The organism is Haemophilus parainfluenzae, from assembly GCF_014931375.1.
In the GTDB taxonomy this organism is placed as follows: Bacteria; Pseudomonadota; Gammaproteobacteria; order Enterobacterales; family Pasteurellaceae; genus Haemophilus_D.
In genome coordinates this window covers 1,521,368-1,540,056 of sequence record NZ_CP063117.1, presented here as the reverse complement: position 1 = coordinate 1,540,056, position 18,689 = coordinate 1,521,368, and the positions used below count along the sequence as shown (strand labels likewise).

The 18,689-nt window shown below is 38.2% G+C and carries 15 protein-coding genes and 1 tRNA gene; 1 reads left to right on the top strand and 15 read right to left on the bottom strand.

Annotated elements, in window-relative coordinates; translation table 11 throughout:
- Positions 1-182 precede the first annotated feature (182 nt).
- From INP95_RS07475 to mukF, 15 genes are all read right to left on the bottom strand, one after another.
- Positions 183-443, bottom strand: a complete 261-nt coding sequence (locus tag INP95_RS07475) for a SemiSWEET family transporter (RefSeq protein WP_049365500.1) — start codon at positions 441-443, stop codon at positions 183-185.
- Between the two features lie 246 nt (positions 444-689).
- On the bottom strand, positions 690-899 hold the full coding sequence (locus tag INP95_RS07470; RefSeq protein WP_005696093.1) for a TOBE domain-containing protein: 210 nt from the start codon (positions 897-899) through the stop codon (positions 690-692).
- Positions 900-979: 80 nt separating this feature from the next.
- Positions 980-2,014 carry an ABC transporter substrate-binding protein gene (locus tag INP95_RS07465; RefSeq protein ID WP_197560445.1) on the bottom strand — a complete coding sequence of 345 codons (1,035 nt, stop codon included), beginning with the start codon at positions 2,012-2,014 and terminating at the stop codon, positions 980-982.
- A gap of 21 nt (positions 2,015-2,035) precedes the next feature.
- Positions 2,036-2,824, bottom strand: coding sequence for an ABC transporter ATP-binding protein (locus tag INP95_RS07460; RefSeq protein ID WP_197560444.1), 789 nt, complete (start codon positions 2,822-2,824; stop codon positions 2,036-2,038).
- Entirely contained in the window at positions 2,824-3,810 is a 987-nt protein-coding gene (locus tag INP95_RS07455; RefSeq protein ID WP_197560443.1) for a FecCD family ABC transporter permease, read from the bottom strand. Before INP95_RS07455 ends, INP95_RS07460 begins: the two co-directional genes overlap by 1 nt.
- 106 nt (positions 3,811-3,916) lie before the next feature.
- Positions 3,917-4,246 carry a TusE/DsrC/DsvC family sulfur relay protein gene (locus INP95_RS07450; RefSeq protein WP_070592098.1) on the bottom strand — a complete coding sequence of 110 codons (330 nt, stop codon included), beginning with the start codon at positions 4,244-4,246 and terminating at the stop codon, positions 3,917-3,919.
- A 1-nt stretch (position 4,247) separates the two neighbouring features.
- Positions 4,248-5,177 carry a tRNA 2-thiocytidine(32) synthetase TtcA gene (gene ttcA, locus INP95_RS07445; protein WP_197560442.1) on the bottom strand — a complete coding sequence of 310 codons (930 nt, stop codon included), beginning with the start codon at positions 5,175-5,177 and terminating at the stop codon, positions 4,248-4,250.
- Positions 5,178-5,235: 58 nt separating this feature from the next.
- A tRNA-Leu gene (locus tag INP95_RS07440) sits at positions 5,236-5,321 on the bottom strand.
- A 183-nt stretch (positions 5,322-5,504) separates the two neighbouring features.
- Complete coding sequence (gene ftnA, locus INP95_RS07435) at positions 5,505-6,005, bottom strand: non-heme ferritin (RefSeq protein ID WP_005698992.1); 501 nt, start codon at positions 6,003-6,005, stop codon at positions 5,505-5,507.
- A gap of 20 nt (positions 6,006-6,025) precedes the next feature.
- Entirely contained in the window at positions 6,026-6,511 is a 486-nt protein-coding gene (ftnA, locus tag INP95_RS07430) for a non-heme ferritin (protein ID WP_005699391.1), read from the bottom strand.
- 769 nt (positions 6,512-7,280) lie between these two features.
- On the bottom strand, positions 7,281-8,702 hold the full coding sequence (gene sbcB / locus INP95_RS07425) for an exodeoxyribonuclease I (RefSeq protein WP_197560441.1): 1,422 nt from the start codon (positions 8,700-8,702) through the stop codon (positions 7,281-7,283).
- A gap of 2 nt (positions 8,703-8,704) precedes the next feature.
- Positions 8,705-9,577 carry a DMT family transporter gene (locus INP95_RS07420; RefSeq protein WP_007243099.1) on the bottom strand — a complete coding sequence of 291 codons (873 nt, stop codon included), beginning with the start codon at positions 9,575-9,577 and terminating at the stop codon, positions 8,705-8,707.
- Positions 9,578-9,645: 68 nt separating this feature from the next.
- Positions 9,646-14,163, bottom strand: a complete 4,518-nt coding sequence (gene mukB / locus INP95_RS07415) for a chromosome partition protein MukB (protein WP_197560440.1) — start codon at positions 14,161-14,163, stop codon at positions 9,646-9,648.
- A complete protein-coding gene (gene mukE, locus INP95_RS07410) occupies positions 14,163-14,915 on the bottom strand; it encodes a chromosome partition protein MukE (protein ID WP_049374517.1) in 753 nt (250 codons plus the stop codon). The genes mukB and mukE overlap by 1 nt, the downstream gene beginning before the upstream one ends.
- A gap of 46 nt (positions 14,916-14,961) precedes the next feature.
- The gene (gene mukF, locus INP95_RS07405) at positions 14,962-16,296 is read right to left on the bottom strand and encodes a chromosome partition protein MukF (RefSeq protein WP_197544551.1); all 1,335 of its coding nucleotides are present in this window, start codon (positions 16,294-16,296) and stop codon (positions 14,962-14,964) included.
- 426 nt (positions 16,297-16,722) lie between these two features.
- Here mukF and INP95_RS07400 point away from each other — a divergent pair, with 426 nt between their 5' ends.
- Positions 16,723-18,459: a YadA-like family protein gene (locus INP95_RS07400; protein WP_197544550.1), complete on the top strand. Its 1,737-nt coding sequence runs from the start codon at positions 16,723-16,725 to the stop codon at positions 18,457-18,459.
- The last annotated feature ends 230 nt before the right edge of the window (positions 18,460-18,689 follow it).

The window sequence follows — 18,689 nt, the reverse complement described above, 5'->3', positions numbered from 1 at the left end:
ATCCTTCTATTGTTTTATGGGTTTAGACGTCTAAACGTCTGTTCGTTTATAGAATGCAACAGAAAATAAGATTACACAACTTCATAATTTTCAGCTTTTAAATGAATTAAATTAATAAATAAAAAGACCGCACTTTAAAATTTCTAAAAAGTGCGGTCTTTTTTGTATGAGGTTTTATAGTGTTATAAGGCGGTAACGAAAGTAATCAAGCCAAGTACGACACCAGGCGCATTTGCTAATGAAATAGGCAGATCGCGTTTTTCTTTCAACAAGCCATAAGCTACCCATAAACTACAGTTGATTGTCGTAGCAAAAGGCTGTAACCAGCCACCTTTTTGACCAGATAAATTTAGACCAATTTGTTGCAAGTAAGAAACATACATACAAACTGAAGTAAATGTTGCGACATAGCCTAAAATGGTAATAAAACGTTGGTTTGTCATTTGCTCTCCTAAGTTTAACAAAATAATTCTAAATTAGATTATTAACTAAAAATTGATAATAAATGTATATTTTATAATGTATTTAATCAAAAGTCAACAAATGAAGAAATTGCATAAAGGTTATTTCTTTAGTTAAGGATAAAATGAATTTTGAGGAGAGTATGAAGAGAATTGGGAGAAAAAAGACAAAAAAATAACCGCACTTTAAAGCGCGGTTATAGAGAATTCTGAACAGTTTAGTTGAGATTATTCAACACCAACCATTACAGAAGTTGCTTTGATAATCGCATATGCTTCTTTACCAACTGCTAAACCTAATTCTTTTACTGCATCGATAGAGATGGTAGAAGAAATGATGTTACCGTTACCGATATCAATGTGTACGATTGCATTCACAGAACCGGTTTCGATTGATTTTACAGTACCTTTAAGTTGATTTCTTGCGCTAATTTTCATAAAGCATTTCCTTATGTTAAGTTAAAGTTAAGATCAAAAAAGAACGCATATTATAACGACAATTTTTAGAAATGCAAATACTACTTAAGAGGTGATAGACCTTTTAAGATTTGCTCAGCATTTTCTTTACTTAGCTCATAACCATAATACTTTTTATAGAAGGCTTGTGTTTTTTCCACCATGTTTAAATCTTTAAATTGCTCAGGATGAAAAAGTTGAGCCGCCCAAAGAATTTGTAACGCTTCTTCTGCGCTATAGCGATCCCATGGGAACGTGCCGGTTGGGTTGGCATAAATACGATTATTTTTGACCGCACTTATTGATTGCCATGCTGGGTCAGCTTTGATTTTTTCAATAGCCGCTTGTGCTTTATTACCGCTGCTGCCGATAATAATGACATCAGGATTCGCTTGAATAATACTTTCTACCGTCACGGTCACCATATTGGCTTCATCAGGTAACACGCTTTTACCGCCGGCTAATTTAATCCATTCACCAATCATCGATTTTCCGCCGTCAATCATCAATAAGTCAGAACCTTTAGTGATATGTAACACCGTAGGGCGTTGTTCATCTTTGATGCCTTTAAGACGACTTTCCACAAATTGAATATTGCCTTCTAATTCTTTGATATAGTTTTCTGCGATTTCAGGGGCTTTATCACCTAACACTTCAGCCGTGATGCGTACGGTTTTTTTCAAACCATCAAAATCTTGGAAACTTACACGCACGCCTTTCAAGCCGGCTTGCTCCACTTCAGTTAACATCGATTTTTTCGAGAGCAATACCGCATCTGGTTTATGACTTAACAGTTCTTCCGTTTGAATGGTTTCACCGTTGGTTAATACCGGTACATTTTTAATATTTGGATATACTGCGCTATACCAAGGGTTCGCGGCGATGGTCGTAGTAGTACCAACTAATTTATTCGCACCGCCTAATAACAATACGATTTGGTTATTCGCATGCCAAAGATCGGCAACACGTTGTACGTTATCTGGTAATTCAATTTTATTACCTTCAACATCCGTCACGATTTTTGCTTGCAACGGCAGGGCAAAGCAGGCTGCAAGGGAAAGCGTAATTAAGCCTTTTTTCAGAGAGTCTTTCAACATATGAATGTCCTTCTAGTGGGGTTATAAATGGGTAATCGCACAGATTTGTCGTTGCAGAGCAGGTACATCGACCAGGCGCAAATCTGTTTGATAAAGTGCTTTCAAGTTGGCTTCGGTAATGATTTCCGGTGCCAAACCTGTTTGTAACTTGCCATGCTCATTTAAGATACTTACGCGGCTGTGGCGCAGTGCACTGTGTAACAACATGGGATGATCGGGATTATGTGTTGTCATGATTATGGTAAAGCCTTGCAATGAGAGCTCTTTGATTAGGCTTAAGGTCTTAAAGACATTACCGTAATCTAATGCCGAAGTAGGTTCATCAAACAAAATCAGTTGAGGTTGTTGCACCAAAATACGTGCAAGATTGACTAATTGCTTTTCACCGCCACTCATTTGCATATAAATTCTGTCAGCAAAATGACTGATGCCGAGTTTCTTTAAGGCTTCATCAACTAATGCAAAATCAGCTTCACTTGGCTTATCAAAAACACCTAAATGCGCAGCACGACCGAGTACCACATAATCACGCACGCGATATTGATAGGTTTGTGGGCTGTGTTGCGAGACATAAGCAATTTTCTGAGCAATTTGCTTACTGCTCATTTCGCTTAATTTGCAATTATCCAGCAAAATCTGACCGCTCTTTGGTTTCAAAAGCCCCGCGATACAGTTTAATAACGTGGATTTACCACGCCCATTTGCCCCAAGAATAGTCAGCAATTCGCCTTTTTGTAAGGTTAGATCAATACCATTGAGTAGCGAATGTTCGACGTTGTGCCAATAATAGAGATTGTCAATTTTCAGCATTAGTCCACCACCTTTTGTTTAATTAGAACCCAAGCAAAGAATGGCGCACCGATAAAGCCGGTGAGAATGCCAAGTGGAATTTCTTGAATGTATAAATTACGGGCGAGGGTATCGATAACGAGCAAGAAAATTGCCCCAATAAGTCCAGCAAGCGGCAGGCTTTTGACATTGTTATCACCGATAAAAAGTCGCGCTAAATGCGGAATCACTAAACCAAGCCAACCAATTGTCCCACTTAAACAAACCGATGATGCCGTCAGCAATGTGGCACAAACCACCATTAAACCTCGTTCTAATCGAATATTTGCCCCAATTAATTTTGCCTCACGATCCCCCAATGAAAGCACATTTATACGCCAACGCATTAAAAATAAGCCAAGGGTAGTAAGCAAAATAATAGGAGAAAGAATGAGCAAGTTGTCGTAGTTGGATTTAGTTAGGCTACCGAGTTGCCAATACACAATGTCAGCCAGCTGGGTTTCGGGATCGGCGAGATACTTTAGCAAGCCTAGTGTCGCCATCATAAAGCCCGAAACGATAATGCCAGAAAGGACTAAAACAATGGTGGAGTCGCGTTGAATTAAACGCGGTAAATTCATGGTAAGCAAGACGGCAATCAAACCACCGACAAAGGCAAAGGCTTGAATACCCAGCATTCCCGAACCGATTAAAATTGCTAATGCTGCCCCCACACAAGCGCCATTAGACACACCTAAAATATCAGGTGAAACCAACGGATTACGGAAAATTCCTTGATATACTAGACCAGCAATCGCCAAGGATGCACCGACCAGAATAGAGGCAATCACACGGGGTAATCGAAGATTAAAAATAATGTTGTTTTGCATATCATTGACATTATTGCCAATAAGACTTTGTATAACATTCTCAATTGGAATCGCAAAACGCCCCCAAGAGAGTGAGCATAAAATCAGCCCAATAAGCAAGCAAAGTAAAAGGGGAAAGGTAAGGGATAATTTGTTCATACACTCAAAATCCGTTGTTTTTATAAGTATATAGCGATTGTATTTTTTTGTATATAGCGAAATTTGGGTAAAAAAATAACCGCACTTTATCGCGCGGTTACGTTTTTTATAAGCATTTAGCTGGTTTTGGCAGCCCCGCCAGTTTGGTTGCTTGTTTAGCTGGTCCGTCAGGGAAAAGTCGTTGTAAATAGCGGCTATTGCCTTTATCAGCACCTAATTTTTCTGACATTGCTTTTACCAGCATTCTAATCGCAGGGGAGGTGTTATATTCTTGGTAAAAATCACGCACAAAATAAATCACTTCCCAGTGAGCTTCAGTCAGTTCTACATCTTCTAGCTGAGCAATGTGTTTTGCTACATCCTCATTCCAATCAGCAATATTAAGTAAATAGCCAAAGGCGTCGGTTTCGATTTGTTTTCCTTGTACGGTAATCATATTAATTCACTTCTTTAAAGCTGATCATTTCGTTATCGGCGTAGTCAGACGCATCTTCATCATCAAATTTCATTGGTTCGATACGTTCTTCATCAAATGCGGTATCCCCTTCAATGCCATCAAGTGATTGACCATGTTTAATGCCTTTGAAATCGAAGAGTTTTGGGTCACATAAGTGTGACAACGTAATGTTTTGCATCGCACTAAACATGGTTTCCAAACGTCCAGGATATTGACGGTCCCAAGTATTCAGCATTTCTTTCACGACTTGACGTTGTAAATTAGGTTGAGAACCACATAAATTACAAGGGATAATTGGGAATTCTTTGGCTACTGCATATTTTTCAATATCTTTTTCTTTACAATAAGCCAATGGACGAATCACGATTTGCTTACCGTCATCTGAAATTAATTTCGGTGGCATCGATTTTAGTTTTCCACCGTAGAACATATTCAGAAACAGGGTAGCCAGCATATCATCACGATGGTGTCCAAGTGCAATTTTTGTTGCGCCAAGTTCAGTTGCCGTACGGTATAAAATACCACGACGTAGACGAGAGCAGAGAGAGCACGTTGTTTTGCCTTCTGGAATTTTCTCTTTTACGATGCCATAAGTATTTTCTTCAACGATTTTATAATTCACACCAATACTTTGCAGATATTCAGGTAAAACATGCTCGGGAAAACCTGGTTGCTTTTGGTCTAAATTGACAGCAACGATATCGAATTTAATCGGAGCGCTTTGTTGTAAATTCAACAAAATATCAAGCAGTGTATAGCTGTCTTTACCACCAGAAAGACAAACCATCACTTTATCACCCTCTTCAATCATGCCAAAATCAGTAATTGCATTGCCTACATTACGGCGAAGACGTTTTTGTAGTTTATTGAAATTATAAGTCTGTTTTTTATCTTGGTTTTGTTCTGTCATATTGATTAACTTTAGCTAATAAAAAAGCCCTGAATAACTTCAGAGCTTATAAATTCTGTGGTGCCTAGGGTCGGACTCGAACCGACACGGTTATTCACCGGCGGATTTTGAATCCGCTGCGTCTACCAATTTCGCCACCCAGGCATTTGGGTTGTTCTGAATTATACGTTTATCTTACTTCGTTGCAAGTAAAATTTCATTAAAAACGTGTGGTTGTTTTAAATTTCATCAACTTGTATTCAAAGATTTAAAATAATTTGATACGTTGTCACAATTTATGAGTAAAATAAAAGCTTAGTATTTCTACTAAGCTTTATGATTATCTAATTAAGCGGTTTGACCAGCAAGGTTACCTAAATCTTTATCGATTAAGAATAAGCCTTTGCCATCTTCGCCAAGAAGATTTAATTTGTCTAAAATGCCGCTGAATAATTTTTCTTCTTCATGTTGTTCTGCAACATACCATTGTAAGAAATTGAATGCAGAGTAGTCTTTTTCTTCAAAAGTTTTACCCACTAATTCATTGATTTTACTTGTGATCAATTTTTCGTGTTTGTAAGTTAATTCAATGATTTCTTTTAATGATTTGTATTCATGCGCAGGCGCTTCAATTGCAGTGATTACCGCTAATGCACCAGTTTCATTTAAATAAGTGAATAATTTACGCATGTGTTGCATTTCTTCTGCAGCGTGAGCTGATAAGAATTTAGCTGCACCTTCAAAACCATTTTGTTCGCACCATGCGCTCATTTGTAAGTAAAGGTTTGAAGAGTAGAACTCAAGGTTCATTTGATCATTTAATAATTTGATTACGTTTGATGATAACATTTTGTATTCTCCTTTTAAAATTATAATGTTGCTAAGTCACGATCGATAAAGTAAAGCGAACGACCGTCTTCACCCACCAAGTTAAATTTATCAATAATGCTATTGAATAATTTTTCTTCTTCGTGTTGCTCTGCAACGTACCATTGTAAGAAGTTAAAAGTAGAATAGTCTTTGTTTGCAAAAGTCACTTCAACTAATTCATTAATTTTAGAAGTAACGAGTTTTTCATGTTCAAGTGTAGTTTCAAATACTTCTTTAAGTGATTTATAGTCATTTTTAGGTGCGTCAATTTTACCTAAAAGTGGCATACCACTTGTTTCACTCACATATTTGAATAATTTTTGCATGTGTTCTAATTCTTCATCAGCATGACGAAGTAAAAATGCGGCAGCACCTTCATAACCGTGCTTGCTACACCAAGAACTCATTTGTAAATAAACATTAGAAGAGTAGAACTCTAAATTGATTTGTTCATTTAACTTATCTGCGATTGCTTTATTAAGCATAACCAACTCCTTTCCTTATTAAGTAGAGATTAAAAATAAAAACAAGACTGCTTAACTTGTCATCGGTGTGCATTCTAATCTCACAAATGAGAATAGTCAAGTGTTTTTTTAAAATTATTTCTATAAGTCACTAATAACAAAAGAGAAATCAATGTTAATTATTCTCATTTAGGTGATATGTGTAAAATAAATTCTCATTATCAGATCAAGAATAATGAAATCTGCAGAATTTGATGTACGCAATTGTATTCAGAATTCACATAGCGTTATCTACAAATTTCATACTAATTCTAATTATTCCATTGCAAAGACATCCATTTATTTCTTTTATATCCACAACCTAAAATCACCTTATTTTGAGTAATGCATGAAATAGGATAGTCACTTATATTGATTTGTGACATATTTATATATTCAATTTAACATAATATACATTATGCGAAATCAATTACAAGGTTAGTAGAAGCTACGTATTAATAAGATCACAGAGTTATGCACAGGTCACAAATACTACTCAAGCAATGTAAAATCTAGCCAAACAAAGCCTTGTAACGATATAAAATAATGATTTATACACTCTAAAAATGTAATGTAAGGAAAAAATAAAGATGTTTGTGTGCATAAAATGATGACAACGCTACGTGAATTCTGCGTTATTTTATGAGGTGAATATCATCAGATTTAAAAAAGAAAAACGTAAATCTCGGGGATTAAGATTTACGTTTTTGATGAATGGCATTAGTGTGACTATGTCACGATATGTATAAGGTTAAGATAACAGTTTTACACCGTATTCATAAACCTGTTGTAGTAAATTTAACTTGGTTGGATTATCCGAATATTCCTCTGCTAACTGTTGTAAACTTTCTTCAAATTTAACCGCACTTTGTTCTAATTTACGTTGGCGATATTTTTGCCATTTGATTTGCTCTGCACGATTTAGAGTTTTATAGAAATGTCTGGCACGATAATGGAATAACAATTCAGGAATTCGTTTATCTTCAAATGCTAAACCATGTTCAGCTAATTTCTCGGCCGGTAAATCCCGTAAAATAGCCATATTGTTTTTATCCGCATTGCTAAAGAAACCGTTATAAAGTTCCGTTTCTACATTATCACTCGGCTCAAATTCTCGTTCTTCTGAGAAGATTTCAATAACTTTCTCGCGTATATCTAAGGATTGGCGCAATTTTGCTAAATTATCTAAGCATTGTTGTCTGTCTATCCCTAAACGAGCTGCATTTTCTGGCAGTAATGTTTTTGCAGGCGCCAAAATTGGGCATTTATTAATATGAACCAATTTTAATGGAACTGATGAAACTCCCCTTTCTTCTAGCTCACTTTTCTTGGTATATAAATCTTGTCGCAAATCAACCGCACTTTTACTGAGTAAATTATCAATATCACCTGATAAATCACAGACGATTACGGCATTTTGATTAGTTGGATGCCATGCTAATGGTGCCACCCAAGCACAATTGCCGCGATAATTGCCTAGCATGCCCGAAACGTGCACTAATGGTGTCATTTCCGCAGTGTCGACCAGTTTCTCAATTTCCTTTTTACCTCTATGCTCAAAGAAGAATTGAAATAATTTAGGCTGTTTTTCTTTGATCAATTTAGCCATGGCGATGGTTGCATACACATCCGCCATCGCATCATGGGCATTTTCATGCTCAATACCATTTGCTTTGGTTAGTTTTTCTAAGCGAAAGCTTGGCATACCATCATCGTCATAAGCCCAATTAATTCCCTCTGGACGCAATGCATAGCAAGCCCGGACCAAATCCAGTAAATCCCAACGAGAATTGCCATTTTTCCAGCTATATTCATAGGGATCGATGAAGTTACGGTAAAAGGTATAACGAGTCATTTCATCGTCATAACGAATGTTGTTGTAACCCATCACACAAGTATTAGGTTGTGAAAACTCAGCTAGAATTTTTGCGGCAAATTCAGGTTCTGAAATCCCCTTTTCATTACATTCTTGTGGCGTGATTCCTGTGACCATTACGGCTTCCGGTGCGGGCAAATAATCATTGGTTTGCTTGCAATACAACATAACAGGCTCGCCAATAATATTAAAATCTGCATCGGTACGAATACCGGCAAATTGAGCTGGACGATCACTTGCCGGATTGATACCAAAACTTTCATAATCGTAGATAAAAAAACTAAAATCGTTTGCCATAATTAAGCCAAAATTTTATCTAAATAATATAAACAGAAAATTGCTGAAAGACTGATAAGTACGCCAAACCAGTTTATTTTGCTGATTTTTTCTTTAAAGAAAAATGCGCCTGTGATGGTGCCTAAACAAATAACACCAATATTCATTCCTGCAAAAACTAAGGTTGGATTTTGCCCGAAACTTTGGTGCGCTTTAATGTAAAACAGGATGTTGAAGAAATTCAATACACCTAAAATGATTCCACCAATAAAGCTTGGCACTGTCCACTGAGTGCGTTTTAGGAATAAATACAGAAACATGACACAAGCGGCTAATGAGAAAGCAATGAATAATGTGGTTGGGAATGCTCCCCCGCTTTTTGCCACTTGTTTGAATAAGATATCAATAGTGCCATAGCCAAACCAAACACCGATCAGGCCTAAAATGCCTTTAAAAGTGACCGCACTTTGTTCATTTGATTTATTCAAAATACAGAATAAACCAATGAATGCTAAAATAATGCCAACGATTTTGGGCTGACTTAATGTTTCATGGAAGATAATAAAAGACGCAACAATCGGTAGAAATAGCGATAAGCGTTGTGCTGCATCTGAACGTACGATGCCAGCGAATTCAACCGCTTTAGACATAATAATAAATACGGTTGGTAATAAAATACCTAATGCCAGGAAAATAGGTGTGCTATCACTTTGTGCTAAATATTCGGTAAATTCTAATCCTTTAAAATCAGGTTTGAGCAAGAAATAGCTTAATGAAATGGCGACAATATAGTTAAACGCAATTGCTTGTTCAATAATAATATTTTTCTTGCGAGCAACTTTGAGTAATACTGATACGGCAACACTACATAGAATGGCAAAAATAAGGTTGTGCATAATTCGTCCTAAACTCTCATAAAAATACCATGAAAAAAGCGGCCAATTGCTTTGACCGCTTTAAAAAACTACTCTGTTGCGCCAAAGCCACGCAAACCAACCACATGAACTTGTTCTTGGTTGCCGGCAATTTTACGCACCAGTTTATAGGTTGTCCCTTTTTCAGGGCTGATATTCTCTGGCGCAGCAATGAGTAATTGCATATCTAAACGTTCGCAAAGTTCGAACAAGGTGGAAATGGATTTACCATCCAAACGCGCAGCCTCATCCAAGAATAGTAAGCGGCACGGTACGATGTCTTTACCGCGAATTCGGCGGCTTTCCTCTTCCCAACTTTGTACAACCATTAATAATATGGACATACCAGTACCGATCGCTTCACCTGTCGATAATGCACCACTTTCAGCACGTAACCAACCATCAGCCCCACGGAAAACTTCAACCTCTAGTTCGAGGTAATTACGGTAATCCAATAATTCTTCACCGATAGTTTGTGCTGTGCGTTGCCCCATATCAATATGCGGGTTAATGCGTTGATAAAGTTTCGCAATGGCTTCAGAGAAAGTAATACGATTATCGCTGAATAAATCTTGATATTCTTCCTGTTTACCTGATAGCGCATCAAGCAACATCGCATGTGTATCGCGAATATTGACTACTAAACGTACAGATTTCACTTGACCGAAGGCAATATTTTGTAAACCTTGGTTCAACATGCGAATACGATTTTGTTCACGTTGAATGGTTTTACGCATAATATTCGCCACACTTTCAGAACTTATCGCCAATTTTTTCTCACGGCCAGTCAATTCTTCTGTTAAGCGATTAAGCTCAATTTCCATTTGCTCAATTGCATCAATCGGATCATCCGTTTTAATAATATCCTGACGGATACGTTCACGAAGATGTTGATACACGGCAATAAAGAAGCGAACTTTATTTTCCGGTTTACGACTGTCTTCAGAAATACGCAATGCATCGCGGAGATATTCATTATCAGCCACCGCAGTGCGTAACGCACCTAAGGCTTTATCCGACATTGAACGTAACTCATCAGCAGATAAGTAAGCTAACTCACGACGATTGAGTCGTTTTTCCACATCGGAATTACGAGATAAACGCAGAACCACACACCAGCTGACTTTCGCTGCCACAACTAATTCACGTTGAGTTTTGTAATCACGTTCTGCTTTGCGAATGCGTTTATTTAAGTTATCCGCTTCGCTTTCAATGAGCGTTAGTTGTTTTTCGACATAAGAACGACGTTGACGGCTAGTTGAAAGTTGTTGATACAACTCATCACGACGATTTCTTGCACGTTCCTCTGCTCCTTCATCAGCACGCACACCCAATTCACCAATCTCAGCAATTAATTCTTTCAACAATTGATTTTTACTGTCGTAAGAGCTTTGCAATTGAATAAATACTTGGTTGTATTGTGCAAATTGACTTTGTTTTTGACGTAATTGTTCACGTTGAGCATCGCGTTGAGCCTGTAATTGCTCCAAACGTTGACGAAGTTGCTCATTAAGCTCTGATGTTTCTGCTTGTCCAGCATCTTCATAACTGAAGTGATTTTTACGTTGCACCACATCCGCTAAAGCAAATACACGTTGTTGTACTTGTTTTTGGCGTTCAATGGCTTGGGTTAAATCAGCTTTTAAGCGCTCATAGTTTTCTGGGTCACTTTGTAAGGTATTGGCAATCGGCTCTAATTGTGACAACGCAACGCCATGTTGACGAATAAAGCTTTCATCTTGCTCTGCGATGTCTAATTGTTCGCGGCACTCTTCAATGCGATCAAGTAATTCTTCATCAGCAAGCAAGTTAAGCTGTGGCATTAACTTGTTCAACAATTGCATTTTTTCTTTGGCATTATCCAATTTAATGCGAATTTGTTGTTCTGTGCTTGAGAATTGATTGAGCTCACGATCAATTTCATTACGCTCTTGATTGATTTCCGCCATCATCTCTTCAGGATTTGGTTGGAACGCAAGGGCTAGATGTAAGCCAACAAATTGACTAAAGTGTTCGTGTAAACGTTGACATTTTTGAACATCAAAGGCGATTTGTGCGTATTCTTCCGCAATTTCATCACGTTTAGCTTGTAATTCTTCTAAATGTTTTTCACGTGCAGCACGGCCGAATAATGGAATTTGCGGGAATTTTGAATAACGCAATTCACGATCAGACACTTGCACCACAACGCCCATTTCAAGTTCTTGGGCTGAAAGTACGCTGTCATCAAAGGCATTTGGGTCACCTTCGATTAAATATAAATCATCTGGACAATCTTCTAAATTAGCTAATTGTTCGCGTACCGTGTTGAGATCACGCACAACAATAGCATGACGGGCAGGACCATAAAGTGCCGAGAAATAAGGTGCATCTTCAATTGGTACATCATCATATAATTCAGAAAGCAATACCCCACCAAAACGTTCTGCAAGCACGTTCAGACGAGCATCTTCAGAACCATCTGGTTGGCTTAAACGAGAGATTTGCTCGTCTAATTGTTGACGTTGTTTTTCTAAATTGTCACGTTGAATAGTCAGTTCACGTTCTTTTACCAATTGTGATTGCATAAAATGCATTACATCTTGGCTATACTCGAAGGTTTCACCACTTTGCTCTTGTAAGCGTTCTAAAGCGGCTTGAGCAGTTAACCAAGCAGGTGCTTTACGAGCATTTTCTTCGTAAAGTGCGGTCAAACTTTCACGTTTTTGACGCAAGGTTGAACGGTTTTCTACTTGCTCAGCAAGTTCTTCATTTAAACTTTCAATGAGTTCTTCTTGTTCAGCGTGGTATGCTTCAAGTTCATCAGCGGTTTCTAAAGATAAATCAGCACGTTGATTAAAATCAGCCAATAATTTAACCGCATTTTGTTGTTGAGCATAGCGCTGCTCTAACTCATGTAATTTCGAGCGTAATTGCGGGGTTTGTTGTGCTTGAATTTTTTGTGTTGGATATTCACGTAATAATTCTTTAGCACTTTCCCAAGCACTGGAACGTGGCATATCGCCAGCAATTTTGCATACCAACTGATAGGCTTTATCAAATTGTGATTTAGCCGCTTCAGAAATTGACATCTTATGCTCTAACTCAAGCACTTGCTCAGTAAGACTTTCTGCATGGGCCGCAAATTCCGCATGGTAATCTTCCGCATTTTTCACGCTTAAATCCGCTAAACCACATAAGGTTTTCGCTTTTTCAAGCGCGGCAATCGCTTGTTGATATTGCAATGCACGGGTTTGTTGAGCATCTAATGCTTGTTGATAATCCGCAAGTTGTGCACGTACTTGGTCAATTTCAAGTTCAGTTTGCTCAAATTGTGCTTGGCTTTCTTCAAGCTGTTCGGTTGCGGTTTCCACAACCATTTTTTGTTCTTCTAATTTTTCTGTAAGCTCAGCCACATCTTCTTGATAACGAGATACTTTTTCTTGATGACGTAACGCATTTAATACCAAGTTCAGATGATCAGCCGCACTTTGATGATCAACCTCTAAAGTGCGTTCATTTTCTGCTAATTCAGCTGCTTCACGGCTTAAGTCAATTAAGCGATGTTGTGATAACTCTTGCTCAGCTTTTGCTTTATACCAATCACGGCGAAAACCTAAAGCCGCTTCGATATTGCCGCGGCGTTCATTGGCATTACGCATATAATCTGATGCCACATAATTCGTGGTTTCAGTGATTAAATGTTTGAATAAATCACGGTCAGATTGCGTAACTTTAATTGCTTCAAGGGTCATGCGGTTTTCACGTAACGCACTTTCCATATCTTGGAAGGCTTTACGCACACCAAGGTTTTCTGGCAATAGGTAATCACGTAAAGAACGGGTAATAGCGCTAGAAATACCACCGTATAAAGAAGCTTCGATTAATTTATAGAATTTGCTACGGTCTGAAGCACTACGTAAGCGTTTTGGAATAATACCTAAATCAAACATCATGCCGTGATAATCGGTGATGGAATGATATTGCTTGAATTGCACACCAAGATTTTCAATTTTGTCTTTTAATTCATTTAAATTGAGTACACGCGCTTGACGTTCACCGACTGTTTCAGTGAAAAGTGCGGTCGGATTTAAGGATAATTCCACACCTTGAATCGAGAACGTTTTTAAATCCACTTTCTTATCTCGACCCGCAATTTGTTGCAGACGTACACCCACGAGAATTCGTTGGTGACGAGAATTGATGGTATCTAATACCGCATAACACACACCTGGACGCAATTTACCGTGCAAACCTTTATCACGAGAGCCGCCTGTCGAGCCGGCTTCTGTGGTATTACGGAAATGTAATAAGGTTAAGTCTGGAATCAACGCTGTCACAAAACCCGCCATGGTTGTTGATTTACCGGCACCGTTACCACCTGAAAGTGTGGTCACTAATTCATCCAAATCAAAGGTACGGGCAAAGAAACCATTCCAGTTAATTAAGGTCAGTGAACGGAATTTACCTCGTTCAACCCCATTATGTTGGTTTAATACAGGAGCAATAAATTCTTCTTCAACCTGTTCGGTTGATTGCTCAGGTTCGTCTTGATAGATTTCGTTTTCAAGTTCTAATACATCAGACATTATTCTTGTTCTCCTGCATCATCAAATTCTTCATCAATTTCGACCGCACTTTCTTCATCATCAAGGTCATCAGCATTGCTTGCCGCTTTTGCTTGTTTTTCCAATTCGAGAGATTGCGGTGTTGCGGCTTCCCCATCACGAATTAAGCGAGCTTGCGCTTCTAACGGATCATCACCGGAACGCACTTCAGCCCCAAAACGGAAAACTGATTCTGAAATAGTAAATTTACCGCTGTGTTGTTCACCCACTGTATGAATCATACCTAAACGGCGTAAACGACCGATCGCCGCACGCACTTTTTCAGCTAATTTTTGTTTATCCAAATCCGATCCGCTGGAACGTTGATTGACGGCTTTCAACAATTTGCCTTCGTCTGCTAAATTCAGTAATTCATCATAGACTTCTTGCGTACTGAAGATACCTTGCTGTGCCAAACGCTCTGGACTTAAATATAGATAGCAAAGCACTTTTCCTACCAACATTTCTAATTCGGAAAGCACTGAACGGGCAATTAACGTCGTCGCTTTCGGACGTAAATAGAAAAAGCCTTCTGGAGCACGAATCAATTCCACATTGTAACGACGATAAAAACCATCCAACTCATTTTGGAAATCCATTAAAAAAGCATGGTTATCTAATTGATCTGTGCTGATATGACGACCTGAACGCAACAAGCTGTCCACTGTCGGGAAAATAGGATTTGCAATGGCATTTGCCAATTTCGGGGAAATTACATCTTGAATATCTGTCATGGTTAATTTCTCATTTTATGAATTCGTTTTTGGGTAAGCCACGAAATTAATATTTATCAATTACATGCGCTTGCACTTCTGCGCCGTAATCGTTAATTTCCTGCCATTGCGGATAAATACCGGCTAAATCATCATTTGCCATACCTAAACGCACTGCTTGATCCACAATAATACGTGCTACATCAAAATGACGGGAAAGCGGATAAGCTTCTAATTGTTCTTTTAAGACTAAGCTCAAATCAATTGGACGATTATTTTCACGGTATTGAATTAATAAGCTTTGCATATGTTCGACGATTTGATCATGTAAATCCGCCAAAGATTCATATTGCAACTCTTCAGGTAATTCGCCCAATGCATCATCTTCACGTAATACCATTTCTTCATCACGCAGATCGACCAAACGTTCCGCTTGAGCTGTCCACAAGAACCAAGGATGATCGAAGTAACTATGGATAGAATTACGTAAGCGTTGTGAGAATACGCGGTTTTTATCCATATCAATGGCGGTACGGATAAATTTATGCACGTGACGGTCATAACCAATCCATAAATCAATGGCTTGTTGTCCCCAGCTAATAATGCGGTCTAGCTTGGATTGCAAATCAGTAATTAATTGTTCAATAAAATACAGCTCATCATGGCCTATCACACAATCTTGAATACGTAATAATTGTGCCTGTAACTTATCACCTGCTGCATTTAAGGTGTCTTGTAACTCACGTAAATTGCCTGAAGTTTCATCTAATAAACGTTCACAACTAGAAATTGCTGCCTGCCAATCTTTGGTAAGTAAATTCGCAATTTCTTCTTTAATGCTTTGCTGATTTTCATCCATCACACGTTGTGATAAATCAATACTATCGAAAATCTCTGCCACAGAATATTTTAACGGAGCGAAAACATTACGGCGCCAAAAGTGCTCATTCTCCCCTTTTGCAGCACCTTCTTCTGCAGCATCGGATGCACGCTGAATTTCATCAGCTACAATAGAAAGCTGCACAGAAAGACGCAACGCAGAAAATTCACGCTGACGAATATAATAATCTGATACGCCAACACCTAGTGGGGTGAGACGATAAATGGAAAGTCCTTCGGTAAATTCACTACTGAAACGATTAAGAAAACGCTGTTTTACCAATTCATTGATAGCATTATTGGCACGGGTGGCAATCGCATCCGTTGATTGGTCAAAGGCATTGGCTGTATGGCGGAAAATATCCACTAAATCTGCTTCTAGCATCTCACCGTCCAAACGTTCGTTGTTATAGATGGCGATTGCCAGCAAAAACACTAAGCGCTCTGTCGGCAGATTTAACGAAAATTCCCGCTCTTTCGCCCATGAGACGAGTTCAGGAATAGTTTGTGAGGTTTCGATCATTCGGTTACAAAAGCTTAAAATTGAACAAAAAATTTCTGAGATTATACAGGATTTTTTCTCAATCTTGAAAATCTTCTTGCAAATTGACCGCTCTTTTTAAATTTAAAATATCCTTAACTAAAATAAGGAAATATATTTTCTAATAATCGAACAATATTCAGACAAAATTTACAATTCTTTACAAAATAACCATACTCATTTACTTTTCTATGCAAAAAAACCTATCTATAATCGTTGCCTGGGTACGCAATCGTTTACTGAATAGAGAAAAATGACATTTGCAATCTCTAATAAGACATTACAAATCATATAGTTAATCCATTCTTCAATGCGTCCTATTATAGTATTTATGTATATTTACACTGCTCTAATGAAATTCTTTTATCACATTTATGTAATTAAAGAAGAAACTCAAGCGAGGACATTATGAAAAATTTTAAATTTAATGCTATCACGGCATTAATTATTGGGGTGAATGTTGCTGTAGCGAATGCTGTAACAACTACGCCAAATCCAAATGTGGACTACTCTGGCTCATCTGCTTTTACAAATTCAGCTGACGATACTAATGTTGAGAGCCCAAGCCATACCACTATCGGTCAGGATAACCACGTTTATTCTATTGCTGCACCACAGGATCAAGGTTCTAGTTCAGCTTTTGGTAACCAAAATCTTGTAAAAGGTCAACATGCAAATGCATTTGGTGATGGCAATGATGCATATGGTAAACAAACACAAAGTTTTGGTGATGCGAATAAAATTTATGCTGACAGCTCAGTGGGGTTTGGTGCCAATAATATCGCAGGAAAATATAATAACGAAACTCCTAAAGAAACGAGAACAGCAGATGCCAATACAGAATCAGTTGCCATATTTGGTTTAAACAATAACGTTGTAGGTAAAAATATTCTTGCTGTAGGTAAAGACAATAAAGTTACTGATGATACAACCACAAATGCAACTGTAATTGGCTTCAATGCTACTGCAAGTTCAGCTAATGCTACTGCAATTGGTACTGCTGCTAGTGCATTAGCAAACGAAACTATTGCAATTGGTCAAGCGGCAAAAGCAAGTGGTCAAAATAGTAATGCTTATGGTTCACAAGCCAATGCTAGTGGTACAAGCTCATTGGCTGTAGGTACTGGTTCTGTAGCCTCTGGCGATTCAGCTGTAGCGATTGGTAACGATTCAACTGTTACAGGCGGCTCTGCTGTTGCTATTGGTGCATCAGCAACATCTACAGGTAAATGGTCTACTGCACTAGGCGATTCAGCTAATGCTAAAGGCGAAAAAAGCGTAGCCTTATCGAAAGACTCTTATGCAAAAGATGATAACTCTGTTGCCTTAGGCTCTGGCACTATTACTCGTTCAGCAACAAACGTAACCACGGCAACCGTCAACGGTATTACATATAGTGGTTTTGCTGGTAACAGTAATAATATAGCCGTTGTTTCTGTTGGTTCAGACAAAACTGAAACTTACACTCCACCAGATCACTCAACTCCAGGTCGTACAGTAACTATTACGCCACATACACGTCAAATTATTAACGTAAGTGCAGGTGAAATTTCTGCCACTTCTACCGATGCAATTAACGGTTCTCAACTTTATATGGTTGCAGACCAAGTAGGCAAAAACAAAACGCGTATTGATAATATTCGCGTGCGTACGTCTGACGTAAAAGTAAAAGCGGGCGATAATATTAATGTAGAAGAAGCTTATGATGATGCTAACCAAGTGAAAACTTATACTGTTAGTACAGCAAAAGACATCAAGGCGGATTCTTACACTGTCAATAATTCAAGCGTTCAAATCAATCAGAATGGCATTAATGCAGGTGATAAAAACATCACTAATGTTGCGGATCCAAAAGCCCCAACTGATGCAGCAAACAAACGTTATGTTGATAATAAAGTGAACAAAGTTGATCGCAAAACTCGTGCTGGTATTGCTGGTGTTGCTGCAATCGCTTCTGCTCCATCTGCACGTAAAGATGGAAAGAGCATGGTGTCAACTGGGGTCGCTCATCACCGTGGTGAAAGCGCGATCGCAATTAAAGCATCTCGTAACTCTGATAACGGTCACTGGTCAACCAACGTAAATGGTGCTGCAGATACTCGCGGTCAATTTACTGTGGGTGCGGGTGTCGGTTACGAATGGTAATCTGACTTACATGTTAAAACAAAGAGCCACAAAATCGTGGCTCTTTTTTTCTTCTCAAAACAATCAAAAATTTGACCGCACTTATTGCAATATATATCGCCAAACAAATGCACTGACCAAAATAATCAACATGATAATAATTTGTATTAAACGTTTTTTGGTTAATTTTTCTGCTGCCATACCTATTTACTCGTAGATAACTTCTTAAATTGACTATTTAGTGGTAGAAT